21 protein-coding genes, 2 tRNA genes and 2 pseudogenes are annotated in these 24,484 nt (G+C 34.5%); 8 read left to right on the top strand and 17 right to left on the bottom strand.

Going from position 1 to position 24,484, the window contains the following annotated elements; genetic code table 11:
• Positions 1 to 77: 77 nt before the first annotated feature.
• Positions 78 to 2,147 carry an AAA family ATPase gene (locus JCM12304_RS07895; protein ID WP_082388008.1) on the bottom strand — a complete coding sequence of 690 codons (2,070 nt, stop codon included), beginning with the start codon at positions 2,145 to 2,147 and terminating at the stop codon, positions 78 to 80.
• A gap of 196 nt (positions 2,148 to 2,343) precedes the next feature.
• On the opposite strand from JCM12304_RS07895, the gene JCM12304_RS07890 reads away from it, so the two are divergent.
• Positions 2,344 to 3,840 carry an Eco57I restriction-modification methylase domain-containing protein gene (locus JCM12304_RS07890; protein WP_060679608.1) on the top strand — a complete coding sequence of 499 codons (1,497 nt, stop codon included), beginning with the start codon at positions 2,344 to 2,346 and terminating at the stop codon, positions 3,838 to 3,840.
• A complete protein-coding gene (locus tag JCM12304_RS07885) occupies positions 3,833 to 4,783 on the top strand; it encodes a BsuBI/PstI family type II restriction endonuclease (RefSeq protein WP_060679606.1) in 951 nt (316 codons plus the stop codon). The genes JCM12304_RS07890 and JCM12304_RS07885 overlap by 8 nt, the downstream gene beginning before the upstream one ends.
• A 204-nt stretch (positions 4,784 to 4,987) precedes the next feature.
• Here JCM12304_RS07885 and mobQ read toward each other — a convergent pair whose 3' ends face one another.
• The 4 genes from mobQ to JCM12304_RS07865 form a co-directional block, all read right to left on the bottom strand.
• Entirely contained in the window at positions 4,988 to 7,036 is a 2,049-nt protein-coding gene (gene mobQ / locus JCM12304_RS07880; protein ID WP_060679604.1) for a MobQ family relaxase, read from the bottom strand.
• A gap of 692 nt (positions 7,037 to 7,728) precedes the next feature.
• A complete protein-coding gene (locus JCM12304_RS07875; protein WP_060679602.1) occupies positions 7,729 to 8,526 on the bottom strand; it encodes a hypothetical protein in 798 nt (265 codons plus the stop codon).
• A gap of 85 nt (positions 8,527 to 8,611) precedes the next feature.
• Positions 8,612 to 8,929 carry a helix-turn-helix domain-containing protein gene (locus JCM12304_RS07870; RefSeq protein ID WP_060679600.1) on the bottom strand — a complete coding sequence of 106 codons (318 nt, stop codon included), beginning with the start codon at positions 8,927 to 8,929 and terminating at the stop codon, positions 8,612 to 8,614.
• Positions 8,922 to 9,134: a hypothetical protein gene (locus JCM12304_RS07865; protein ID WP_218185777.1), complete on the bottom strand. Its 213-nt coding sequence runs from the start codon at positions 9,132 to 9,134 to the stop codon at positions 8,922 to 8,924. Before JCM12304_RS07865 ends, JCM12304_RS07870 begins: the two co-directional genes overlap by 8 nt.
• 154 nt (positions 9,135 to 9,288) lie before the next feature.
• Here JCM12304_RS07865 and JCM12304_RS07860 point away from each other — a divergent pair, with 154 nt between their 5' ends.
• The 3 genes from JCM12304_RS07860 (at position 9,289) to JCM12304_RS07850 (ending at position 11,727) form a co-directional block, all read left to right on the top strand.
• Complete coding sequence (locus tag JCM12304_RS07860; RefSeq protein WP_060679596.1) at positions 9,289 to 10,131, top strand: helix-turn-helix domain-containing protein; 843 nt, start codon at positions 9,289 to 9,291, stop codon at positions 10,129 to 10,131.
• 23 nt (positions 10,132 to 10,154) lie between these two features.
• Positions 10,155 to 11,348, top strand: a complete 1,194-nt coding sequence (locus tag JCM12304_RS07855) for a site-specific integrase (protein WP_060679595.1) — start codon at positions 10,155 to 10,157, stop codon at positions 11,346 to 11,348.
• A gap of 148 nt (positions 11,349 to 11,496) precedes the next feature.
• Positions 11,497 to 11,727: a hypothetical protein gene (locus JCM12304_RS07850; protein ID WP_060679593.1), complete on the top strand. Its 231-nt coding sequence runs from the start codon at positions 11,497 to 11,499 to the stop codon at positions 11,725 to 11,727.
• Between the two features lie 298 nt (positions 11,728 to 12,025).
• Here JCM12304_RS07850 and groL read toward each other — a convergent pair whose 3' ends face one another.
• Together groL and groES are read right to left on the bottom strand one after the other, a co-directional pair.
• Complete coding sequence (gene groL, locus JCM12304_RS07845; protein ID WP_019375573.1) at positions 12,026 to 13,663, bottom strand: chaperonin GroEL; 1,638 nt, start codon at positions 13,661 to 13,663, stop codon at positions 12,026 to 12,028.
• 56 nt (positions 13,664 to 13,719) lie between these two features.
• Complete coding sequence (gene groES / locus JCM12304_RS07840; protein WP_060679591.1) at positions 13,720 to 14,004, bottom strand: co-chaperone GroES; 285 nt, start codon at positions 14,002 to 14,004, stop codon at positions 13,720 to 13,722.
• Between the two features lie 301 nt (positions 14,005 to 14,305).
• On the opposite strand from groES, the gene JCM12304_RS07835 reads away from it, so the two are divergent.
• Entirely contained in the window at positions 14,306 to 15,010 is a 705-nt protein-coding gene (locus JCM12304_RS07835) for a CPBP family intramembrane glutamic endopeptidase (protein WP_060679589.1), read from the top strand.
• A 4-nt stretch (positions 15,011 to 15,014) separates the two neighbouring features.
• The gene (locus JCM12304_RS07830; RefSeq protein ID WP_019375570.1) at positions 15,015 to 15,215 is read left to right on the top strand and encodes a YdiK family protein; all 201 of its coding nucleotides are present in this window, start codon (positions 15,015 to 15,017) and stop codon (positions 15,213 to 15,215) included.
• Positions 15,216 to 15,258: 43 nt separating this feature from the next.
• Here the strand turns inward: JCM12304_RS07830 and JCM12304_RS07825 are convergent, their stop codons facing one another.
• Positions 15,259 to 15,906 carry a redox-sensing transcriptional repressor Rex gene (locus JCM12304_RS07825; protein ID WP_060679584.1) on the bottom strand — a complete coding sequence of 216 codons (648 nt, stop codon included), beginning with the start codon at positions 15,904 to 15,906 and terminating at the stop codon, positions 15,259 to 15,261.
• The gene (gene moaC, locus JCM12304_RS07820; RefSeq protein ID WP_019375568.1) at positions 15,893 to 16,402 is read right to left on the bottom strand and encodes a cyclic pyranopterin monophosphate synthase MoaC; all 510 of its coding nucleotides are present in this window, start codon (positions 16,400 to 16,402) and stop codon (positions 15,893 to 15,895) included. The genes JCM12304_RS07825 and moaC overlap by 14 nt, the downstream gene beginning before the upstream one ends.
• 132 nt (positions 16,403 to 16,534) lie before the next feature.
• Between moaC and JCM12304_RS07815 the strand changes: the two are divergent.
• Positions 16,535 to 18,459 (top strand): annotated as a pseudogene (locus JCM12304_RS07815) (ABC transporter ATP-binding protein).
• A 463-nt stretch (positions 18,460 to 18,922) separates the two neighbouring features.
• On the opposite strand, the gene JCM12304_RS07810 reads toward JCM12304_RS07815, so the two are convergent.
• The 8 genes and pseudogenes from JCM12304_RS07810 to JCM12304_RS07775 all read right to left on the bottom strand — a co-directional run bounded on the left by JCM12304_RS07810 (position 18,923) and on the right by JCM12304_RS07775 (position 24,453).
• Positions 18,923 to 20,122 carry an FtsW/RodA/SpoVE family cell cycle protein gene (locus JCM12304_RS07810; RefSeq protein WP_223280658.1) on the bottom strand — a complete coding sequence of 400 codons (1,200 nt, stop codon included), beginning with the start codon at positions 20,120 to 20,122 and terminating at the stop codon, positions 18,923 to 18,925.
• 187 nt (positions 20,123 to 20,309) lie between these two features.
• The gene (gene tsaD, locus JCM12304_RS07805) at positions 20,310 to 21,320 is read right to left on the bottom strand and encodes a tRNA (adenosine(37)-N6)-threonylcarbamoyltransferase complex transferase subunit TsaD (RefSeq protein ID WP_060679581.1); all 1,011 of its coding nucleotides are present in this window, start codon (positions 21,318 to 21,320) and stop codon (positions 20,310 to 20,312) included.
• Positions 21,317 to 21,766 (bottom strand): ribosomal protein S18-alanine N-acetyltransferase, encoded by a 450-nt coding sequence (gene rimI / locus JCM12304_RS07800; protein ID WP_060679579.1) that lies wholly within the window; start codon positions 21,764 to 21,766, stop codon positions 21,317 to 21,319. Before rimI ends, tsaD begins: the two co-directional genes overlap by 4 nt.
• A complete protein-coding gene (tsaB, locus tag JCM12304_RS07795) occupies positions 21,759 to 22,466 on the bottom strand; it encodes a tRNA (adenosine(37)-N6)-threonylcarbamoyltransferase complex dimerization subunit type 1 TsaB (RefSeq protein WP_060679578.1) in 708 nt (235 codons plus the stop codon). Before tsaB ends, rimI begins: the two co-directional genes overlap by 8 nt.
• Positions 22,467 to 22,521: 55 nt before the next feature.
• Positions 22,522 to 22,976, bottom strand: a pseudogene (gene tsaE, locus JCM12304_RS07790) (tRNA (adenosine(37)-N6)-threonylcarbamoyltransferase complex ATPase subunit type 1 TsaE).
• 9 nt (positions 22,977 to 22,985) lie between these two features.
• Complete coding sequence (gene thiL, locus JCM12304_RS07785) at positions 22,986 to 23,951, bottom strand: thiamine-phosphate kinase (protein ID WP_019375560.1); 966 nt, start codon at positions 23,949 to 23,951, stop codon at positions 22,986 to 22,988.
• A 217-nt stretch (positions 23,952 to 24,168) separates the two neighbouring features.
• Positions 24,169 to 24,245 (bottom strand) — tRNA-Asp (locus JCM12304_RS07780).
• A gap of 131 nt (positions 24,246 to 24,376) precedes the next feature.
• Positions 24,377 to 24,453 (bottom strand) — tRNA-Met (locus JCM12304_RS07775).
• Positions 24,454 to 24,484 lie beyond the last annotated feature (31 nt).

Genomic DNA, 24,484 nt, shown 5'->3' with positions numbered 1-24,484 from the left:
CAATCTATGTTTTGTTCATTTATACTTGTTCACTAATTAGTTTTCTAATAATAAGACTTAATAAATTATATTTTAGTTTATTCAAAAGTTAATTTACATGAAGATATTAACTTACAACTAGGAGACCTTGCTGTAAAATCATAAATTGCCTCTACATATTCAGTGATATCTATCACGTTAGATAAATCATATTTGCCTTCACGGATTAACTCTGCTAATTTTAATACTCTTAATTCTTTTCCCCTTACTGCTGACTCTTCAAATATCTTAAAAGCTTGTTCCCTGTAAAAATCCTCTAGTTCCCCTCCCTTTAAAATTACAATATTATCTTTACGGAGGTTGTACAAGAATTCTTTTACCATTTCTATTGCTTTATCATTGTCCATTAAATCATGATAATTAATTTTCTTACTTACCTTTGGTCGCAAATAACTCCACAGACTCTTCAGCTCTTCAAGAAATTCTTCTTTTTCACACATTTCATCTAATAAATAGCATAAAGCTTTTGCATCTTGTTGATTTGCGTTTAATAATTTATTACTTATTTTTTTATTTTTCTCAAACCCTTCACTATAATCACTAATAATTGATCTAATATCACTCAATTGGTGTGAATTAAAATGAGGAGAAAACTCACTTAATTGTTCAATTCCTGTTTCCAAAAAATCAAAATCAGCTATAACTCTATAATCAATAGATAAATCATTAAAAAGTTTAATATAACTTTTAAATTGGCTTTTTCCTCCAACGTTTATAACTGATATATTTTCAATATCTAAAATTCCTTTTTGGTTATATAATGTATCAGCAATTATAGGGATTATGTATTCTTCTCCGCCTTCAACTAAAATAACCTTTTCAGCAAAAAATATCTCTGAATTTCTCCCCCATAAAAATTGCTTTATTTTCTGTATCTCTTGTACTCTATCCTCATTATCATCAAGTTTAAAAGCTTGGGTAGAATTATTATGTAGAGATTTTCTGACCACGATTATATTCTCAATTTCGGTGTTTCTTAAAAAGTCCGGACTGTGAGAAGTAACGACTACTTGATTGTTTCCACTCGTAACGAACTCATCTAATTCGTTAGACAACATTCTTCTAGAATGAGGATGTAAATATAGTTCTGGTTCTTCTATTGCCAATAAAGAGTGATTATTGTGGAAATGCTTACAATAATATTTAAATAAGGTTATTACGGTTACACTTTGTATACCGGTACCTTTATCACTTAAAAGAGATTCTATTCCATCATTAATATACAATTGAATATTCTTGTATAACTCTTTACTATCCTTTGGTAATATTCTAAAAGAGACTTCCTCAAAGCTAAACAAACTTTGTAATATATCCTCTAACTCATTACTTGTATTTTGAAAAACTCTATTACTAAGAATGGATAACCTTGTATTCATATCTTCTATTTCAGAATTTGACTCTTCACTTTTGTTCATCCACACTTTGTTCATTAATTTTCCATACCAATTCCATTTATTTAATTTTAATTCATTATCCGGCTCTCTAAATGCGGGAACTACTGCACTTGTAATTAAAGCATCTCTCAAACTATTAGTAACTGGATAGCACCTTAAATATTTTTCATAATTATTTTTGTTTACTGCTAATCCATTAATAACTTCGATGTTAGCATCATCCTTTTTAACATAAACATACAGAACTATCTCATTAATCTCTTTCCCCCAGTTTTTAATATCGCTTTCTTTATATGTATCGAACTCTTTTGATTCAAATTGGTCAATATCTTTTTTAAAGAAATCATTCAATTCAAACTCATAATTTTCATTAATCTTTAACCAATCACCCTGTCCAAACATATGCTCACGTATATATTTCACCTTTTTTAGTTCATCTTGATTAAAATCACTACCTGCTAATTTTGCTGCTATAAATATCTCTTCCAAATCACGAGTATTACTTTCACTTTCTGTCTTACTAACGTGAAAATCCCTCTCTTCAAAACTATTTGCAGTTGGCGTTTTTTCTCCCAGTATTAAATTAAGTGCTTTAATGATATTAGTTTTGCCAGAGTTATTTTTACCAACAATAACATTTTTACCTTTACCCAACGGGATATGGATGTTTTTAATACTTCTAAAGTTACTAATATACAAATCGGAGACATACATATTTTTTTACACTCCTATTCGAACAAAGATATGTATATTATAACATTCTTATTTTTGTATAAATAAGAATAGTAGTAAATACTCATTCTATTCTTTAAGCTCTCTTTGTTTACTAACAACGAGTTTTGTGTGATTATATTAATTTTTAATGTTAAAATGAATAAAGTTAAATGTTAATATGTCAGGAAGTGTAATTATGACTCAAATTCTCCAAAGTATAGATAAAACCAGACTAGAGATTAACGCATCTCTTAAACGTAAGTCAGAGTTAGGACAGTTTTTTACATCCTCAAATATCTCACAATTTATGGCTTCTCTTTTTAGTAAGGAAAAGATGAAATGTCCAAAAATCCTCGATCCAGGGGCAGGCATAGGTTCATTAACTAGTGCTGTTCTTGTTAGGTTGATTGAAGAGAATTTAAGTAATAAAGCAACTGTTAATTTATTTGAAATAGATGAATTATTAGAGCCAAGAATATACAATACTTTGTCACTGTTCGAAGAGAAAATTAATTTAGATAGTAAAATCATCATTGATGATTTTATTGAATGGGCAGTGGCTAATATAATCGAAGAAAACTCACTTTTTGACCATCATAGGAATAGGTATACACATGTGATTTTGAATCCACCATATAAAAAGTTTAAAAGTGACTCTCGTTATCGTAGGATCCTAAGAAGTGTAGGAATTGAAACAGGCAACTTATATTCTGCATTTTTAGCTTTATCAATTTTGCTAACAGATAATGGTGGTGAAATTGTGGCAATCGTTCCTAGGAGTTTTTGTAACGGACCGTATTTCCGGAATTTCAGAGAACTTCTTTTAGAAAAAACCTCTATAAAGCATATGCATCTGTTTGAATCGAGAAACAAGGCATTTAGAGATGACGAAGTTCTACAAGAAAATGTAATTTTAATGTTAGAGCGTAATGGTAAACAAAAAGATGTAACTATTTCTATTTCTACTGATGATACTTTTTCTGATTACACTGAGTATATTTATCCATTTGAAAAAATCGTTCAACCTAATGATATAGAAAAATTCATCCATATAAACACATCAAATGAAGAAACTATTATAGAAAAATTCCCTTCTGTATGTTATTCACTTCAAGAATTAAATATAGAGGTATCGACCGGGCCGGTTGTAGATTTTAGAGTTAAAGAGAACTTAAGGCAAATGCCAGAAGAAGGAACAGTCCCTCTGTTCTACCCGAATCATTTTATAAGCACTAAAGTAGAATATCCAAAGGAAATGAAAAAGCCTAATGCGATAGTTAGGAATGAAAGGGTAGAAAAGTGGTTATATCCAATTGGAAACTATGTAGTAGTAAAAAGGTTTTCTTCAAAAGAAGAGAAACGAAGGATAGTTGCAGGCATATTAACTCAGGACAGCGTAGATTATCCAGTAGTTGGATTTGAAAACGGGCTAAATGTACTTCACTTTAAAAAACATGGAATTTCAACTGAAATAGCTTACGGATTATATGCTTATCTTAGTACAACACAAGTAGATAATTACTTTAGAATATTTAATGGACATACTCAAGTAAATGCAACAGATCTTAGAACAATGAAATTCCCGAGTACTAATAAATTGGAACAATTAGGTCGATGGTTAATACTCAATACTGATAAGCTAAAACAAGAAGATATAGATGACAAATTAGAGGAGTTGTTAAAAATTGAGTGAAAGCCTACATCCAAACATCGAACAAGCAATACACATTATCAAATGTCTAGGATTACCTAGAGCACAGCAAAATGAGCGTTCTGGGTTGTGTCTGCTTGCTCTTTTAAACCTCACCAAGGACAAAGCTTGGTCTGATGCAACCAGTCCTTTAATAGGTATTACACCCATGATGGAATTTGCAAAGGAAAGTTATGGGAAATTATACGCACCTAACTCCCGTGAAACATTTAGGCGATTTACGATGCACCAGTTTGTCTCTGCTGGAATAGCTTTATACAATCCAGATGATCTCACAAGGGCGGTTAATAGTCCTAAAGCCGTCTATCAAATAGAACCAGAAACTTTAAGCTTAATCAAGAAATATGATACTACTCAATGGGATTCTGCTTTAACAAATTATCTTTCTAATAGACAGACCTTGGTTGAAAGATATGCTAAAGAGAGAGAACAAAACAAAGTACCAGTTCAGATTGCAGAAGAAAAAGAAATATATATTACCCCCGGTGAACACAGCATATTAATTAAGGCGATAATTGAAGAATTTGCACCTGGTTATGTACCTGGTAGTAAATTAATATATGCAGGTGATACAGGAGAAAAGATGGGTTATTTTGATAAAGAGCTTTTGAAGGAACTAGGGATCACAATAGATTCCCACGGGAAGATGCCTGACGTAGTATTGTATTACCCTGATAAAAATTGGCTTATACTTGTTGAATCTGTAACTAGTCATGGTCCAGTCGACGGAAAAAGACATGAAGAATTATCAAGATTGTTTAAAGATTCCATAGTAGGTATTGTTTATGTTACTGCATTTCCTAACCGTTCGGTAATGGCAAGATATGTTGGCGAAATTTCATGGGAGACAGAAGTATGGGTGGCGGACGCCCCAACTCATTTAATTCACTTTAACGGTGTTCGATTTTTAGGACCTTATAAATAAGTTCAATTACATTTGGTTATTTCATATTACTTATATAAATCCTATGTGTATTCAAGAGTCCAATACAATGTAATGTGAACTGATTCTTTAAAAAGATTAAAATATACATTGTATCCCCGTAAGTCAACAAAACTATGTGAGAGTCATACCTTCCGTAGTTTTGTTGACTGACACACTTTTTTCAGGAAAGTTGTTTTTTCCTTTTTATAATTCATTGTCTCCAATGTCCATACGTTGTTTCCTAACCTTATTATTACTTTTCCTATCCCTTTGCCTTTTCAGTTTCAAACCATCTTTAATACCTTCGTTATGTTGTGCATTATTTACTATCATATCGAATAGATCTCCGGCACTTGATGATGATGATGATGAAACAATGTTGTATTGTTCTAAATTGTCATTATCTTTTTGCTTATTATCCTTTTGTAAATCGAACCTAATTTCTTTTTCAACAATACGTATATCTTTGGACAATTGACCTGTATTTTCTTCACTAACATGTAACTCTAATAATCTAGCTTTTGACCGTAAAGGAGTTTGTTCTAAAATGCTATCATCCATTTCAGGATACAAAATTTTTAGATGATCATTCATCCTATTTTCTATTATATCTTTTTGATTTTCCTTAGATTTAATTTGTTCATTAGTATTTGAATAGTGAACGGATTTATCAAATACTCTTTCAGAATCCCAATCTCCATGATATTGTGCTTTATATTCTCGTTGATGTTTAACTTTCATTCTTTGTAAAATAACTAAACTATTTTTGTTTTCTTTCCAGTCTTTTAATAGTTCATCTGCAATAACATAATTATCATCATACTTGCCAATACCTGATTCCAACTCAAGTATTTCACGCTGTAATACACCTTCATTTTCGAACTTTTTTACATAAGAGTACTTCAATTCCATTGCCTTATTGTTATCCCCTAATTTAATAGCATAATCAGGATACAGGAAAGCAAATTCTTCATTAGTAAACTTTTTCTGAATATCATAGGCTCTCTCTGAATGTTTAATAAGTTCTCGATAAGCATTAATCTTAGTAGAGTATTGTTTAACTTTCTCTTTATATTCTTTATGTTTGGATTGATAGTCTACTTCAAATTTACTCGCGCTAAAACCATACATCATTACATCTTTCGGATTATCTTTATAAACAATTTTTGCTTTCTCTAATGTTTTACCGTATGACATAATAGATTGTCTTTCTCTTTGCATTTTTTGTTTCCAATTATGCATACGTTTTAGGTTGTCTTTCGCATTACTAATATCAACATGTTCTTTAACAGTTTTAGTTACTACTCTAAGAGATAACCAATCTTCGTCAGATAAAGAGCGTTTAGCTCTTAAGTTATTTAATTCCTTATACATTATATTCTTAATGGTTTCATGATTGTGATTTAGGTAAGCAATACTCTCATTAAGCCTATATATATCATAATTATTACTTTCTATTTCTTGATTTAACTTTGCAAAATGTGTTTTTGGAATATAAAGCATTCCTGCCTTTTCTGCCTTGTCCTTTTCCTTTTTCTCAATAGCATATTCAGTTCGATTTAATCTATGCTTTGGTATTTTATCCAGTCCCTGTTTTTCATAACTCTCATGTGATACTCTCTCATTTACGTCAAAGTCTTTATAGTATTGGTTTACCTTTTCAGCATAATTTTTTCTCCATTCTACTAATGTTGCTATCTTATCCCAGTCAGTTAGATCAACTCTTTTATGTTTCTTTTTTCCATTTGCTTTGATAATAAAGTCACCATTTTCATCCTTCAAATATTCTCGCTTCTGTTTTGCTCCCCACTCTCCATTATCGTTAAAAGGTCGGACTGTCAACATGATATGTGCATGAGGGTTATGTTCTACATCTCGATGAATTGAAATATCTGCAACCATACCACGACTGACATAGTTTTCATGAACGTATTCTGATAGTAATTTCTTTTGTATATCATTATCTAATTCTATCGGTAAAGCAACTCTTACTTCTCTTGCTAATTGACTATTAGATTTATTTTCATGCCACTCTACTTCGTTCCATAATTTCTCACGATTATACACCCATTCTGGTGCATGTTTAGGTGCCTCAATAAATGTATCTGGTTGAACACTTCTTGTTTTATAATCCTTTGTTTCCATATCCAATTTTGAATACAAATTTTCACCACTTCGATAGGCAGCACTTGCAACTGCTGATTGTCCTTTTCCTCTACTAATCATATTTACATTTAGATAGTAAGTACTCATTATCTACTGCTCCTTTAACTAATCGTTTCTTCCGTAGGCTATTGGCTTAGCCAACGTTTAGAAAGATAGCGGCACGCTATCTTTCACCCATTGGTACACCCTCGGTCGGGGGTGTACATAAATGGGCACTCTGTCATATCATGACCTAGTGAATCACATGAGAAAACCGAATTTGAGACATTGAAAAAGCAACAAATAAGCTTAAATTCTATAAAACAAGTAGGTATTTTTAATTCCCATATGATAGCATTTAATAGATTTCCTATTAAACTAAAGTGGATAGATTATAAAAAGCAAAATGGTGGCTTCTTTTAAGACAAGCAACCAGAAATAAGAATTGTAAATAATAAGAACTTATGAAATGAAATAAAAAAAATACTAACTAATTATTCAAATTGACTTGGTTAAATGAGCAGGCAATTTGTGTTGCAAAACACGTCCTTACTTATCTAGAAATAGAATTTCCAAACAACGAAAAAATAAAAAAGAATTTGAAGTCGCAAAAAGGAGAATTGACTGTTCATCAGTTAAAACACCCAGGTGTAAAGTTGACGGAAGAGTTTCAAAGACGACTTATGCCTTTAAACAGTTTTTAGAAGCCATATAAACGTTTTTCACCTTTTCTACATTTCCTCCTCTAGCAATCCTTCAAAAAACGACTGATAACCATCTGAGAGGCTTTAAACCCATAATTAGGCATCAAGCCAATTGTAATAAAAGCTTGTATCTCTTTCTCGTTTTTCTAGCATTGCAATCTCATATTCTCTTAATTTTTCTTTTTGATAATTTCTACTAGCGTTTGATTGAATAGACCGCATTTGAAGTCCATTGGCAAAGTACACAGGAAAACCATTATGATTGTCCACTTCTCCATAATTCAGCTTCTCCATCATATGTTCAAATTGTTTTTCAACATTATCCATTAAGAACAAATCTATATTACGATTCATTAATTCTCTGATAGTTTGATTGATTGTTTGCTGATCAATTTCTCTTTCTATTAAATAGTCTTGTAATATTTCGTATGCAATGTTATTCGGACGCTCATTATTTATTTCTTCTTCTTTTTTATTTTCATTCTTTACTTTCTTATTTGTATGTTTTTGTATCTGTTCTGTGTCGTCTTCATGAGTGTTTTCCGTTTTTTCTGTGTCGTTCGAGGTTTGGTAGATGTCATATTTGATAATGGTTATAACCGTCTTTTTTGTGTCTTTAGTTACTTCTATCATTCCGTCTTTTTGTAACAGCTCTAAAAACTGTACCACTTTCGTATTCGACCAGTCCCATTCGTTACATAATCTTCGAATAGAAGTTACAAACTGACCTCTTTTCACTTCTATTAATTCATTTCCCAAAACAAACTTATTATCTTTATAATTTGCACTCATCAACATATCTAGCCATGCTTCATATTTCGAAAACTTCCTAGATTCTTGATAGATCCAATGATCTTTGATATCTCGGTACAATTTTATCCAGCCTTTTGACATCTACTCACCCCACCTTCTTGCCTTATTAAGCCTTATTTCAAGAAATTAATCAATTTTCCATAATAGAATTTCCACTTGCATAAGATTATATATTCTTAGCCCCTTCTTGCAATCTACGATAAAACTTAAGATCATTATTTGTTGCTGTCATATTTGCCGTCATATCATCCAGAAACTCATCTACTTCATCACGTTTAAATAAATACTTACTTCCGACTCGATAGTATTTTAATCCATTTTTTATTAAGCGATCTTCAATAACTGGTTTACTAATATTTAAGTACTTAGATAATTCACTGTAAGTTAAAAAATATTTTTGTTTAACAATTTCATCGACTTTCTCGTCAATTGCTTTTTCAAGCATACTGTTAATAGTTTTCTGATCAACTTCAATATTAATCATTAATTTCACCACCTTGATTGTCTCCGTAAACTTCTTTTGCTGTTTCAATAGCTTCCATAATTTTAGACAGTATTTTCTTTGATGGATCTTTACGCAATAAGCGACAGAAATTACCTTCACTCAACCCATAAAATTCTGCAACATGCCACTGCTTTAATCCGGATGATTTAATTAATTGTTTAACTTCCACAGCTTTCATCTGCAATTCCCTTCCTCTATTGTTATATTTTTAAAATTAATAGTTTGTATGTATGTTACGTTTATAACATAGCATTATGTTGTTATTGTTGTCAACTTTTAATTTTAGTGTTATGTTATACCCATAACATAATAGAAAAAACTATTTCGGAGGTGAAATTATGAATAATAACTTATTTGGTAAGTATTTAAAGAAGAGAAGAAAAGAAATGAAAATGACTTTATCAGAATTGGCTGATAATATTGGATTAACTCACGGCTATATATCTAATGTAGAAAATGGGAAAATGAAAGGTAATTTAGATTTGATAGAAGGAATAAATGTCAAATTAGATATTCCAGTTCTTGATTCAATTATTAGGTTGAAATTTGATAGAGGCGATTTTCAGAAGTTAGAAGAAAAAATTTCATCTATAAATTTTATGAATATTGATTATTCTGACTTACTTGTCGATATGCTTCATAATAAGCCTGGTAAATATTATTTATTTACTAGAAGGCTTCTTTCGTTAAAAACATTAGATGAGTTATCAACCGAAACTGGCTTAACAGAACAAAAAATACGGATAATAGAAGAATACGGACCATCTAATATAGATGACCTAATTAAACTAGGTAAGAGTTATGGAGAAGATGATATTTTCGAATTTTTAACTAATAGGTTTGAGGCAGCAGGTTTTGACACAAATGTTTTTGATGCTATTTTAAATGGACATGATGTTCCCGATTTATATAAGATTCAAATAATGTGGGATCCTTTTAATAAAAAAGAACTCTCCGAAAAGGAAATTAACCTAAAAAGAGAATATGAAGAAATTTATACTGAAAATTTCGTTAAACAAAATGCTAAAAATGAAGTAAACCTCAAAACCGATGATATTCACTTTAGATTAAGCAATTTAGATAAGGTTTATTTTAAAGGTGAACTATTAAACAAAAATAAAAAAAAGAAAGCGATAAAAATGCTAGAAATACTCTTTGATCAAGAAGAAAGTGATCAATAATATCTTACAGTAGGTGACTGCTCATGGCTCGCATATACAAAAAAAAGACTAAAAAAGGTACTAGATGGGGATTTCGTGCCTACATGGGGACAGACCCGATAACAGGCAAGGATATAAGAAAGGCAAAAGAAGGCTTTTTAACCCAAAAAGATGCGAAACTTGCCGCAGCCCTGTTTGAAAGGCAATTTCATAACGGAGAGTATATTCAACCATCTAACATTACTTTTGGTGAATTATATACTGACTGGAAAAACCATTACCATTCACAAGGTGCTAAAGACAGCAGTGTAAGAGCAAGAAAAATTGCTTTGAAACATATTCTTAATGATTTTGGCAATACTCCGATACAAAAGATAACAAAAAAAGCCTATCAAGACACCATAGACAAATTAGCCAACAATTTTAGCACTAATTATGTCTCAAGTATTCATACTTCGGCAAGCATGGTTTTCCAGTATGCGTTCCAAAATAAATTAATTAAAGTCTCACCGTCAGAAGAGATAATATTACCAAAGAAAAAAGAAACAGTTGAGGATCTTGAAAAAGATAATTCGATTACTGAAAAATATCTTGAAATAGAAGAACTAGAGGATTTTTTAACCATCACAAAGGACGAAGGCTTAGAAAGCGACTTAGTCGTTTTCGCAATGTTAGCTTATACAGGCTTACGTGTAGGTGAATTGGTTGCCTTGAAATGGTCTGATATTGATTTTGACAACCATACGTTACGTGTTATAAGAACGTATTATAATCCAACTAACAACAAATTAAAATATCAATTACTAACGCCAAAAACAAAAACATCAAGACGTATAATAACCATAGACGAATTATTAATAACCTTGTTACAGCAGCATAAAGAAGAACAGAATCTGATCAAAAGGGTAAACAATCCCTTCTATAATGATCATGACTTTATCTTTGCTACTAACGAAGGATATCCCAAAACAATAAAAGCTATATCCATTCGACTACAACGATTATTAAAAAAGACAACTATTAAAAAAGTTATTACACCACATTCTTTTAGACACACTCATACATCATTACTAATTGAAGCTGGTGTTCACATTAAAGAGATTCAGGAAAGACTCGGTCATGCCGATATACAAACGACTATGGATATATACGCTCACATGACTAAAAACATAAAAAAAGAGGCTTCTACTAAGTTTAGTAACTTAATGAAAAACACCTCTAAGAAACTTATTAATTGATAACATACGAACGAAGTATTATATACGTAATATATAAGCGAATTTTATGTATATAACTTTTAAAAAAATTTCAGATTTTATTATATCATTCTAATAACACGATTATTGACAAAAAATTCAATTGTGCACGTTCAGGTGGGAAAGAATTATGGATAAGTTTAATTTAAACAAATTTGTAACAGAAGAAATAATTAGAGATACTTCAAAAGAGTTATTGGCATCTAAAAATGAAAGTATCTGCTACGAAATAATTAAAGGGTTTTCGATAGGGCAATTAGAGAAACTAAAAACATTTTTGTCGTGTCAAACAAAAGAAATGAATAACTCTTTAAGCTTTTTATCTTTATTTGTTGCAACATTAGCTGTTTCAATCCCATAATAGACAGGGTATCAAATATAAGTAAGTGATATAATTTGATGCCCCTTTTAATTACAATAGGAATAATTATTTTTAATGATGGAATATCCCTGTCTAGGAGTATAGCAGCCATAACAAAAAGATTAAGTACCTTATTTTTATTATTAATTCCCAGATTAAAAATAAAGAGGCTTCCAATGAATCTAACCCAATGGAAACCCCTCTATAATTTCAAAAACTAATATCGGTCACTTTTTCGGACACTAAATTCAAACATATCGGTTATGGACACTGATATAACAAGGTTTTATAACCTATATTACATCATGCCGCCCATTCCACCCATGCCGCCCATGTCAGGCATTCCGCCGCCAGCTGCGCCATCTTCTTCTGGAAGGTCAGCGACTACTGCTTCGGTAGTTAGGAACATAGCTGCTACAGATGCTGCGTTTTGTAATGCAGAACGAGTTACTTTCGTTGGGTCAACAATACCTGCTTCAATCATGTTTACCCATTCGCCAGTAGCTGCATTGTAACCAACGCCTACTTTTTCACCTTTTAGACGTTCAACAATGATAGATCCTTCTTGACCAGCATTGTGAGCGATTTGACGAACTGGTTCTTCCATTGCACGACGTACAATACTTGCTCCAGTTCCTTCGTCACCTTCAAGGTTTAGCTCGCTTACTTTATTGTAGATATTAACAAATGCAGTACCACCACCAGCAACAATACCTTCTTCTACTGCTGCACGAGTTGAGTTTAATGCATCCTCAATACGTAGTTTACGTTCTTTAAGTTCTGTTTCAGTTGCAGCACCAACTTTAATTACTGCTACACCGCCAGCTAATTTAGCAAGACGCTCTTGTAATTTTTCTTTATCAAAATCAGAAGTAGTTTCTTCTGCTTGTGCGCGGATTTGTGCTACACGTGCAGAGATTGCTTCAGGGTTACCTGAACCTTCTACTACTGTTGTGTTTTCTTTTGTAACAACTACTTTAGAAGCGCGACCTAATTGGTCAATTGTAGCGCTCTTCAGATCTAAACCAAGATCTTCAGTAATTACTTCTGCACCAGTTAATGTAGCGATATCTTCAAGCATTGCTTTACGACGGTCACCAAATCCTGGAGCTTTTACAGCTACAGCATTGAATGTTCCGCGAAGCTTGTTAACAACAAGTGTTGCTAGTGCTTCACCTTCTACATCTTCTGCAATTAATAGAAGTGGTTTACCTTGTTGAACTACTTGCTCAAGTACTGGTAATACTTCTTGGATGTTACCAATTTTCTTATCTGTGATTAGGATATACGGATCTTCAAGAACTGCTTCCATTTTATCCTGGTCAGTAACCATGTATGGAGAAGCATATCCACGATCGAATTGCATACCTTCAACTACTTCAAGCTCTGTATTGAAGCCTTTAGATTCTTCAATTGTAATAACACCGTCATTACCAACGCGCTCCATAGCTTCAGCAATCAGGTTACCTACTTCTTCATCACCAGAAGAGATTGCTGCAACCTGTGCAATGGATTCTTTACTTTCAATTGGGTTTGTAATTGATTTTAATTCGTTAACAGCTACTTCAACTGCTTTTTCAATTCCGCGACGTACGCCAACAGGGTTTGCACCTGATGCTACGTTTTTAAGACCTTCACGGATCATTGCTTGTGCAAGTACAGTTGCAGTTGTTGTACCGTCACCAGCTACATCATTTGTTTTGGAAGCAACTTCAGATACAAGCTGTGCACCCATGTTCTCGAAATGATCTTCAAGTTCAATTTCTTTTGCAATGGTAACACCATCATTTGTAATGAGTGGGGAACCAAATTTTTTATCTAAAACAACGTTACGACCTTTTGGCCCTAAAGTTACTTTAACTGCATTTGCTAATGTATCTACACCACGTAGCATCGCGCGACGAGCGTCTTCACTGAATTTAATTTCTTTAGCCATGTAAATGCCCTCCTTGAAATCTTTGATAAGTATATTTATTCTTTATTCATTGATTTTTAGCTAACTACTGCTAAGATATCATTTTCACGAAGAATTAAGTATTCATTGCCTTCGTATTTAACTTCTGTGCCAGCAAATTTAGAGAAAATGATGCGGTCACCTTCTGAAACTTCAAGTGCAATTTTCTCACCATTTTCAGTAACACGTCCTGAACCTACTGCAATTACTTTACCTTCTTGTGGTTTTTCCTTTGCAGAGTCTGGAAGTACAATTCCGCTTGCAGTTTTTTCTTCTTGCTCAACAAGCTCAATTACTACACGATCTCCTAGTGGTTTAATCATGTGGAAAGCCTCCTTAATTCTATTCTCATTTTTGATTTGTTAGCACTCTAATATGCCGAGTGCTAATCCCAATTATTATGATAAATAATTCCATAACAAAATGCAAGTAGGAGATATATTAATTTTTTAGTTTTTTACTCTTTTCTCCTCCGAAACCATTCTATTATAAGCAAAATCTATTTTATGCTAAAATATTTAGATACAGGTTGTTTATTTCTACAACTTGTTTTTCTAACATACACTAAACAAAACCTTTTTTACCAACAAAAGGCATTCCAACACATGAAGGGATCGTTGCGATTTGACGAAAAGATATTGGTGGGTAATTATTTCTTATATAATCATGCAGTTTTCAGGGCTCTTATTTGCCCCACTGCTTTACATTTTATTACCACTAACAGAACATCAAGCTGTTGTTTACTGGTCGATCATAAGCTTTATCCTCGGCTTGGTTGTTGTTTTATTTTTAATGAAGCCTGAAATGAAAAAAGGAAGTCAGCGAGATGCTTCTACTGGGGGAGAAATAGTTGCATGGTCCATTATCGGTCTCATCATGGCCTTTTTGGCTCAGGGTATTTCAGCAACAATCGAAATGAAAGTATTCGGTATTACGCAGAGTTCTGAAAACACTAAGTTAATCATGGATGTAACAAGGGCAACTCCCTTATTTATGGTCATCCCTGCACTTATTGCACCAATATTGGAAGAGATTATTTTCCGAAAGATCATTTTTGGTCAGCTGTATCTAAGGACAAATTTTATTATTGCTGCATTACTTTCAGCCCTTATATTCGGGATCATTCATGGAGAGCCACAACATCTTCTTGTGTATGCTTCCATGGGATTTGTATTTGCTTTCCTATATGTAAAAACAAAGCGGATCATTGTTCCGATTATTGTTCACATGGCGATGAATACAACAGTAGTGCTTGCCCAGTTTAATATAGATCCAAAAGAACTGGAGCAGCAATTGGAGCAATTGCAAGCAATTATTTTTGGAGGCTAAATTCATGAAAATTTCACCAAGGACAATGGCAATTATCTACTTCGCTATGGGAATATTTTTCACCTATATTGCCATTATCAGCGCGGGAGATACGATATGGAATGTTACAACAATGGTGCTTGCTCTATTTGCGACATTAGAAATTGGGGTAGGTATTCGACTAATTAGATTGCATTATCGAATGAAAAATAAAAAGAAGAAGTAGCTTCTCACACGCTACTTCTTCTTTTTATTTTATTTCTTAGGACCTACTTATCCGCCTGGTCGACTTGTAAGGGATAATGCTTTAAGAAGTAAACAAGTGCCTGTAGCTCTACGGCCAGGTCAATATGATGGACCCGAATATGATTAGGTACGGTAATACGTGCGGGTGTGAAATTCAATATTCCATCAATACCTTGCTCCACCAGTCTGTCGGTAACCTGATCCGTTTCATGTGCTGGAATGGTCAAAATTGCCACTTTGATTCCGTTTAACTTCTCCTCTAACTCATCAATATGGTAAATAGGTACATCACCTATATCTGTACCTACTTTTTCCGGGTCTGCATCAAAGGCCATTTGAATTTGGATGTTATTATTCTTCATAAAATTATAATGCAAAAATGCCGTACCCAAATTCCCTACACCAATCAATGCTACTTCTGTCGTCTCATCCTGATCGAGTGTTTTCCTGAAAAAACCAAGTAAATATTCCACATTGTACCCATATCCTTTTTTTCCTAGAGCTCCGAAATAAGAGAAATCCCTTCTGATCGTCGCAGAATCCACCTTAACTGCTTCACTTAATTCCTTGGAAGATACTCTTTTCTTCCCTTGTTGATTAAGGTTATTTAAAAAACGATAATATAATGGTAAACGCTTTGCTGTTGCCTGAGGTATTTTATTTTGATCCATTGTTATTCCTTCTTTCATCCAAACGATAATCACCAGATTTACCGCCCTTTTTCTCCAGTAAATATGTTTGGCCAATAATCATTCCTTTATCCACGGCTTTACACATATCATATATGGTAAGTGCACTGGCAGATGCTGCAGTTAGTGCCTCCATCTCTACTCCAGTGCTGCCTTTCGTTTTAACAAACACTTCAATCTGCAACTCATAGTAATTCTCGCCAACCTGCCAATTAAAGGAAATATCCACTCCTTTAAGCTGTAATGGATGACACATTGGAATCCAATCTGAGGTTTTCTTAGCTGCCATAATCCCGGCAACCTGGGCCACAGCTAGTACATCACCTTTTTTTATCTCGTTCTGAGTAATTTTTTTATAAACTTCTTCGGACATTTGAACACTTGATCTTGCGACAGCTGTGCGTTCTGTCTCTTTCTTTTCACTAATGTCCACCATTCTTGCTCTGCCTTGTTCATTAAAATGCGTGAATTCAGACATAAGCTCATCTCCAATACATTGAACTTCTTCTCTATTCTAGCAGAAATAAGGCTGGAAGTCGTGACTAAATTCACAATAATATTGCCTCGCCAATTCATTTTGAGATACACTAAAAGGGATGAGGTGAAAATAATGATATTAATGCAGTTAAATGGGATCTCTAAGTCATTTGGCGCAGAAGAGATTTTGTCGAATATAAAAATGGAAGTAAAAGATAATGATAGAATAGCTATTGTTGGAAGAAACGGGGCTGGCAAATCTACCCTGTTAAAAATTATGGCAGGAGAGTTCTCTCATGATGGTGGGGAGCTTTTAAAACCAAAGGATCTAACGATGGGATATCTATCTCAACATATGACACTTGAATCTGGCAAAACGATATGGGCTGAAATGCTTGATGTATTTGAACACCTTCTCGGCCTTGAGAAGCAGATTCGTTCGATGGAACAACAGATGGAACAGGCTGCGACGTTAAGCATGGAGAATATGAAAGAGTACTACAGCAGTATGATGAGCTGCAGCAAGCATTTCAGCGTGATGGCGGCTATACATATGAAGCAGACATTAAAGCTGTTCTAAATGGCTTGCATTTTCACGATAAAGATTATGAAACACCCATAAGTGACTTAAGTGGTGGTCAGAAAACAAGATTGGCATTAGGTAAATTATTATTGAAAAAACCACAGTTGCTAATTCTGGATGAACCGACCAACCATTTGGATATTGATACACTCAGCTGGCTGGAAGGCTATCTAGTTAGTTATCCAGGAGCCATTGTTATTGTTTCCCATGACAGGTACTTTTTAGATAAGACCGTATCGATTGTTTATGAAATATCTCGCCATAAAACTAAGAAATATCATGGTTCATATAGCAAGTTTCTCGAACAAAAAGCAATCGATTACGATAAGGAACTTAAAGAGTTTGAAAAGCAACAAACAGAAATTAAAAAGATGGAAGATTTTATCCAACGTAACATTGTACGGGCTTCTACAACCAAACGAGCACAAAGTAGAAGAAAACAATTGGAGAAAATGGAAAAAATGGATAGACCACTTGGTGATGAGGCTTCCGCTTCTTTTTCATTTCAGGTTACGACAAGAAGTGGGAATGATGTGTTAAAAGCAGATGGGTTATCTTTTCGTTATCCGGAAGAAGAAAAGTATTTATTTACCAATGTAAAGCTCCACGTAAACCGTGGGGAACGCGTAGCATTGGTTGGTCCTAATGGGATAGGCAAGACTACTTTATTAAAAATTATTTTAGGAAAATATAAACAAGAGAATGGCACCATCCAGCTTGGGACGAATGTTCAGATTGGCTATTATGATCAGGAACAAGCGAACTTATCCTCTTCCAAAACCGTACTCATGGAATTATGGGATGACTATCCGACTGTAAACGAGAAAGACATTCGTACCGTTCTTGGTAACTTCCTCTTCTCAGGTGATGATGTATTAAAGATGGTCTCTTCATTAAGTGGTGGTGAGAAAGCAAGACTTGCTCTAGCCAAATTAATGATGCAAAAGGCAAACCTTCTTATTTTTGATGAGCCTACCAACCATTTGGACATTGATAGTAAAGAGGTACTGGAAGCAGCGTTAAACGACTTCCCTGGTACGATTATTTTTGTATCCCATGATAGATACTTTATAAACAAAATTACAGATCAAGTTGCGGAAATGCATCCTGATGGAATTACAACTTATCTTGGCGACTATGACTATTATATTGAGAAAAAAGAAGAACAAGCAGAATTGGAAAGGCTTCAGCAAACAGAGGAAACGGTGAACACAACCGATCAAAGAAAAAGAACGTTTAAAGAAGATAAGCAGCTGCAAAGCGAAAGAAGAAAGATGCAGCGGCGAATTAATGAACTAGAAGAGTTAATTGAAAACCAGGAGCTTGAGATTGAGAAATTAGAAGAAAAAATGACACAACCGGAAGTATACCAAGATCACGAAAAAGCACTTGAATTAACACAACAAACGAGTGAACTAAAACAACAAGTAGACAATTGGATGGAAGAATGGACAGCATTACAAGAGGAAATTTAATTAACAAAGGTTCTATTTCAAATGTTGGGGTGCAAACGTTAACTCGTATATTCATAGTAGGAGGAAACTCCGAAGTAGTGTGGGGACAATCAGCTGCAGAGCGGAGAGTATCCGCCGGAAAGCAATTTAATCGGCAGCAGAGCTAAACTATCGGCCGGAGAACAAATTAATCGGCAGCAGAGCGAGATTATCAGCCGAAGAACAATTTAATCGGCAGCAGAGCGAAATTATCTGCCGCAGAATGAATTAATCAGCTGCAGAGCAAGATAATCTGCCGCAGAATGAATTATTGGCTGGAGAGCAAAGAAGTTTTTAGGAATTAGCTATATTGAATTTTTTTAAAACGGGAGTTTGTAGCCCTACCAAGTTACTTCGCAATATATCTATTTTGTGAATCATTTGGATAATCCCTATTAAAGTCAATAGAAAATGGCCCCTGCCTTTATAGAAGGCGGGGCCATTTTTATTTAAATAAATAATCATTATGAATGGTGTGCTCTACTGCTACCCTGTATATAATCCCAAAACCGATCATTGTGGATAAGACAGAACTACCTCCATAACTTATCAACAAGAGCGGTATTCCTGTAATCGGCATAATACCCAAAGACATACCGATATTCTGAAAAATGTGGATAAGTAGAATGCTTAAAAATCCAAAACATAAATAGGAACCGAATGGGCTATGCTTATAAACACTTAATCCCAATGTCACCAGCTTGTATAATAGTAGAAAATACAAAAAGATGACCAGTGCACTGCCAATAAAACCAAAGCTTTCTCCGACAACCGCAAAAATGAAATCAGTGTGTGCTTCAGGAAAAGAAACCTGCAGGTTATCCATTCCCTTCCCAAATAACTGACCGGAACCTAAAGCCATATATGCTCTATCGAAGTGGAAAGTCGCATCACTGGATTGCTGAGATGGATCAAACCATGTCATAATTCGATCAATTTGGTATGCTTCTACACCCATTTGTTGGGCCAGATCCGGAAATTTAATTATAAATCCAAGAGCAGCGGTAACAAATAGAGCACCTGCCAAAATCAAGGTCATAATAATTTTCCAATCAATCCCTGACAGAATAATAATCATCCCCGCAATAAATAGATAAACCATTGCGGTACCAAAGTCAGGTTGCCCCATGATCAACAGTACTGGTAAGGCAATAATAATCAAAAGTTTTACTAATAGGAGCGTGTCAGTTTTTAAAGATTGCATTCCATACTTCGTTTTATGTTTATCAATCGTAGCGGCTAGAAATAAAATAGTAGCCATTTTTGTAAACTCAGCTGGCTGTAGTGACAAGCCAGGAAATGTAAACCAGCTTTTAGCTCCATTTATTTCTCGTGCAATACTCTCCGGACTTACGAGTAAAATAGCTAGTATTAATAGACCGAACCCATAAATATAAATACTAGCTTTGTATAATTGGTCTAAATCAAGAAATTGAATTGCAGCAACGATGCATACTCCGATTGTAAACCAGATAATTTGCTTTAATACAAAGTTCTCTCCACCATATTGTTCAAGTTGTTGCGCGTTATAGATAGATAATAAGCTCACGCACACAAACAGGAAAAAGATAAAGATTAAGTCGTTCTGTATATAATAAGATTGTTTTTTTGACACCAAATCACCAAATTTCTTTTGCTTAATCAAACGATTGTTTAATGCAAGTTATCCACAGATAAAAGGAGCTACAAAATAAACAAAGATAGGTTGTTAACAAAGTTATACACACTATCCACAGATAATTGTATACTTATCCACTTTTATTGTCCACAACTCTTTTCCTAATTTAATAACTAATAAGTAATATTATCCCCATACCTGTGCATAACTTTTCTTATTTCATTAACAGGGATGCATTTGCGTTCAGACCCATTCCTGACCGTCTACCCTGTTCATAAGCAATCGTTCCTGCTGCGGCAATCATAGCAGCATTATCTGTGCATAGGTGGAGAGGAGGGATTAATAATGGTATATTCAACTGATTAAATTGTTCTTCTAAAGCTGAGCGCAGACCCTGATTTGCAGCAACGCCTCCGGCTACAATTACCTGCTTTACTTGAAATTCTTTGGCTGCATTTACTGTTTTCGTTGTTAAAACATCAATAACGCTCTCCTGAAAGCTTGCAGCAATATCCTCGTTGCTGAGCAGCTCACCTCGTTGCTTGGCATTATGAATGGTATTAATTACAGATGATTTCAGACCACTGAAGCTGAAATCATAACTTCCCTGCTCCAGCCAAGCTCGTGGAAAGTCAATAGTCACCTCGCCTGATTTGGCTAAACGATCAATTTGCGGACCACCAGGATATGGTAGTTCTAACATACGTGCAACCTTATCATACGCTTCTCCCGCAGCATCATCTCTTGTCTCACCTAACAACTCATACTTCCCATGTTCATTCATGAGTACAAGTTCTGTATGACCACCGGAAACAATTAAAGCCAGTAAAGGAAATTCAAATTCATTCTGAAGTCGATTGGCGTATATATGTCCTGCAATATGATGGACACCAATAAGTGGTTTTTGTTTTGCAAAGGCTAAGGCTTTTGCAGCATTAACACCAACTAATAATGCTCCGACAAGTCCTGGTCCTTCTGTAACCGCTATGGCGTCAATGGAATCCCAAGTTAGCTCAGCATCTGTAAATGCTTCTTCCAGAACGACAGTAATTTGCTCCACATGATGCCGGGAAGCAATCTCAGGCACAACTCCCCCAAATCGCTTATGACTCTCTATCTGTGAAGCAACTACGTTAGAAATAATCTCTTTTCCATTCTTGACAATAGCTACAGCAGTTTCATCACAGCTTGTTTCAATACCTAATATAAACGTATCTTTTTTCATAATAAATTCACCCACATGACAATAGCATCTTCTTGGTTATCTGTATAATAATTTTTTCGAATGCCTCCAGGAACAAGACCAAATTTACGATACATCCTTTGTGCTATTGTATTTGATTTTCGTACTTCCAGGGAGAGACGTGTCCCACCGAGCAAGAGTATCTGTTGAATAGTAAACCCAAATAGTTTCTTTCCAAGTTTATTACCACGATAACCTGGCATAATGGCGATATTTGTAATTTGCGCATCATCTATCACAAGCCACAGACCAACATAACCAATAATTTTCTTATCTGCTTCCATCACAAAATAATGAGCATAATCATTATCGACGAGCTCCTGATAAAATATGTCTGTGGTCCAGGGAGTGGAAAAGGTGGCGTTCTCTACTTCCATAACAGCATCTACATCAATAATATGCATCTTACGAATAACGATTTCAGCCATTTTCTTCTTTTTCCTTCTGCTGATTTAACCATTTTGCCTCCGCTTCTGCCAAACGCAGATAATTTGGAGTCAAAGCATGTGTAGACTGCGGGGTTTCATTTAACCCTGCAAGTGCTATGTGGGAGGCACGTGAAATATGATAAGCCATCTCTGGGATAACTGCACGACCTCCTACTAAAGAAATAATATTTTCCCGATGGATTTCGATATCTGGACTTAAAAACAGAATTTCTTTATTCTCATCAGCAAGCTTAGATAACAAATCAGTTATAGGTATATTTACTTCATCCCACACTTGTTGGATCTCGCCATTTTTCAATTGATATAATCCTGCATAGACCAATCCACGTCGAGCATCGAAAAAAGGACAAATATACCCTTGAAAAAAGCGTCCTTGATGGGCTAGTACTTTAAGACTTGATACCCCTACAACTGGTATATCCAATGCCCAAGCCATTGTTTTTGCAGTAGCTAAACCTATCCGTACACCTGTATAAGAACCCGGCCCTTTAGCCACAATTATCTTTTCCAACGACTGAGGCTCCACATTAACCTCTTTCATCAACTGTTCAATTGCTGGCATTAATCTTAATGAATGGTTTTTAGCAATATTTGTAGTAAACTCACCTATAATTTTTTCTTCATTTAAAATAGCAACACCCAATGCTTGATTGGATGTATCTATAGCCAATATACTCATACATGTAACTCCTCATTGAAGTTCAGTTCATCCTCTAACTTCAAACAATTTCTTTTTACCTTTTTAACTCATTCAACACCCATTCAAAATGCGTACCGACTGCTTGGAATTTTAATTCTCTACTTTGCTCGTCAATATAAGAAATATTAATATTCAAACGTTCATCAGGAAGATAGTCCTCAATAAAAGTCGCCCATTCAACAACGGAAATACCATTACCATTAAAATACTCATCAAACCCTATATCTTCATCAGAATACTCCAATCGGTAGACATCCATGTGATAAAGTGGAAGCTCTCCTTCATATTCTTTAATTATAGTAAAAGTAGGACTGCTGACACTTCTTTTTACTCCAAGACCTTCAGCCAGCCCTTTCGTAAAGGTTGTTTTCCCTGCACCAAGATCACCTTCCAAAGTAATAACGTCTCCTGCTTAAGTAAAACTGCCAACTTTTCAGCAAGATGCTTTGTTTCTTCCTCTGTACTTGCCTTAATGATATGTGTACTCAATAGCTTCACCTACCTAAAGTGGGTGTATCCACATTTATTTAAACCCTGCTTTATATTATCTTTCATTATAAAGACGTTACTATTTTTATTCTTTTCAGTAACAATTCCTATTTCAGATAAATTTGTATTTGTCTTTTCTGCAGCCAGCTTAACAGAAGGCCAATCCTGTCTCGATACAGTACCCATTAATTCAAAATCTTCTCCACCGAAGTACTTCCACTCATGTTGTTGCTTCATAGAAAATTGGGTGAAAAATGAGCTTGTTGGAATACTTTCATCATACAGCAGCATTCCAACATTAGAGGCTTCTGCAATTTCCGCTGCTTCATTAGCAATTCCGTCGCTGATATCATTTAATGCGATGCGAGATATATTGATTAAGCTTTTAGCAAATTCTACTCTTGGAGTAGGAGTGCGATGGCGCTGAATAAAAAACTCAGTATGTTCATATAAATCATTTTCTGTTAACAGATGAAGACCAGCACGCGAATCGCCTAATGTACCAGTTACAAAAACAATATCATCTTTTTGAGCAACACTACGATAACGAGCCCTTCCACCTGGTACATATCCTATTACAGTAATAGATATAGTCAATTCTTTACCTGATACGGTGTCACCACCTATTAAATCCATTCCGTATGAATTCGCTAGCTCCTTCATACCAATAAATACCTCTTCCACTTCTTGTACATGCCAACTCTCCGGTTTAACGATAGATGTTAAAAAGAAAGCTGGAGTAGCACCCATTGCTGCTAAATCACTAATATTGGCAGCAAGCGCACGATATCCAATGTGAAATGGTTGCATTGTATCTCTGGAAAAGTGGACTCCTTCTACAAATGTATCCACTGCAGTGACAATATCTTCAGAAGTTTGACGAAACACTGCAGCATCATCCCCAATCCCCTTCAAAAGAGAGGATTGTTTATAAGAGCGTTGTTTAATTGAATCGATAAACGCAAATTCATCCATATAACTATCACCATTTTCTCAGTAACTATACTTATGATAGCAAAAAAAACACTAAAATGAAAAAGGTATCATTATTTCTTTATAACTAAGTAGATAGTTTACACCCTAAAATGTACAAGATATAACTTGATAGGGATTCCTATACATTAAAAAACACATGATATTCTTTAAAAGAATTCATGTGTGGTTAGTTATATTCTATGTATTTTTTTAAAAGTGGCGGTCCGGACGGGACTCGAACCCGCGACCTCCTGCGTGACAGGCAGGCATTCTAACCAACTGAACTACCGGACCATTATTAATAATTTACCAACTAGCCTAGTAATCAGTTAACGTAGTTAGTTGAATTAATTTGGTTGCACTCCAAAGTACTACTGATATTCAACTAGCACAGATGTAAATCAATGTAGTTAGTTGAATTAATTTGGTTGCGGGGGCAGGATTTGAACCTGCGACCTTTGGGTTATGAGCCCAACGAGCTACCGAACTGCTCCACCCCGCGATGTAAGGGATATAATAAATTTGTCTTACGG

This window comes from Virgibacillus halodenitrificans JCM 12304, assembly GCF_001310895.1.
GTDB classification, from domain to species: domain Bacteria; phylum Bacillota; class Bacilli; order Bacillales; family Amphibacillaceae; genus Virgibacillus_Q; species Virgibacillus_Q halodenitrificans.
Note: the sequence above shows the minus strand (reverse complement) of the source record. Positions and strands in the feature narration are given on the sequence as shown.

Excerpts from the sequence above, each read along its gene's own strand:
- JCM12304_RS07895 (WP_082388008.1), bottom strand. The coding sequence starts at position 2,147 with ATGTATGTCTCCGATTTGTATATTAGTAACTTTAGAAGTATTAAAAAC.
- mobQ (WP_060679604.1), bottom strand. The coding sequence starts at position 7,036 with ATGAGTACTTACTATCTAAATGTAAATATGATTAGTAGAGGAAAAGGA.
- JCM12304_RS07870 (WP_060679600.1), bottom strand. The coding sequence starts at position 8,929 with ATGATTAATATTGAAGTTGATCAGAAAACTATTAACAGTATGCTTGAA.
- JCM12304_RS07875 (WP_060679602.1), bottom strand. The coding sequence starts at position 8,526 with ATGTCAAAAGGCTGGATAAAATTGTACCGAGATATCAAAGATCATTGG.
- JCM12304_RS07830 (WP_019375570.1), top strand. The coding sequence starts at position 15,015 with ATGAAAATTTCACCAAGGACAATGGCAATTATCTACTTCGCTATGGGA.
- moaC (WP_019375568.1), bottom strand. The coding sequence starts at position 16,402 with ATGTCTGAATTCACGCATTTTAATGAACAAGGCAGAGCAAGAATGGTG.
- groL (WP_019375573.1), bottom strand. The coding sequence starts at position 13,663 with ATGGCTAAAGAAATTAAATTCAGTGAAGACGCTCGTCGCGCGATGCTA.
- JCM12304_RS07890 (WP_060679608.1), top strand. The coding sequence starts at position 2,344 with ATGACTCAAATTCTCCAAAGTATAGATAAAACCAGACTAGAGATTAAC.
- JCM12304_RS07825 (WP_060679584.1), bottom strand. The coding sequence starts at position 15,906 with ATGGATCAAAATAAAATACCTCAGGCAACAGCAAAGCGTTTACCATTA.
- JCM12304_RS07860 (WP_060679596.1), top strand. The coding sequence starts at position 9,289 with ATGAATAATAACTTATTTGGTAAGTATTTAAAGAAGAGAAGAAAAGAA.
- JCM12304_RS07850 (WP_060679593.1), top strand. The coding sequence starts at position 11,497 with ATGGATAAGTTTAATTTAAACAAATTTGTAACAGAAGAAATAATTAGA.
- tsaD (WP_060679581.1), bottom strand. The coding sequence starts at position 21,320 with ATGAAAAAAGATACGTTTATATTAGGTATTGAAACAAGCTGTGATGAA.
- JCM12304_RS07855 (WP_060679595.1), top strand. The coding sequence starts at position 10,155 with ATGGCTCGCATATACAAAAAAAAGACTAAAAAAGGTACTAGATGGGGA.
- tsaB (WP_060679578.1), bottom strand. The coding sequence starts at position 22,466 with ATGAGTATATTGGCTATAGATACATCCAATCAAGCATTGGGTGTTGCT.
- thiL (WP_019375560.1), bottom strand. The coding sequence starts at position 23,951 with ATGGATGAATTTGCGTTTATCGATTCAATTAAACAACGCTCTTATAAA.
- groES (WP_060679591.1), bottom strand. The coding sequence starts at position 14,004 with ATGATTAAACCACTAGGAGATCGTGTAGTAATTGAGCTTGTTGAGCAA.
- rimI (WP_060679579.1), bottom strand. The coding sequence starts at position 21,766 with ATGGCTGAAATCGTTATTCGTAAGATGCATATTATTGATGTAGATGCT.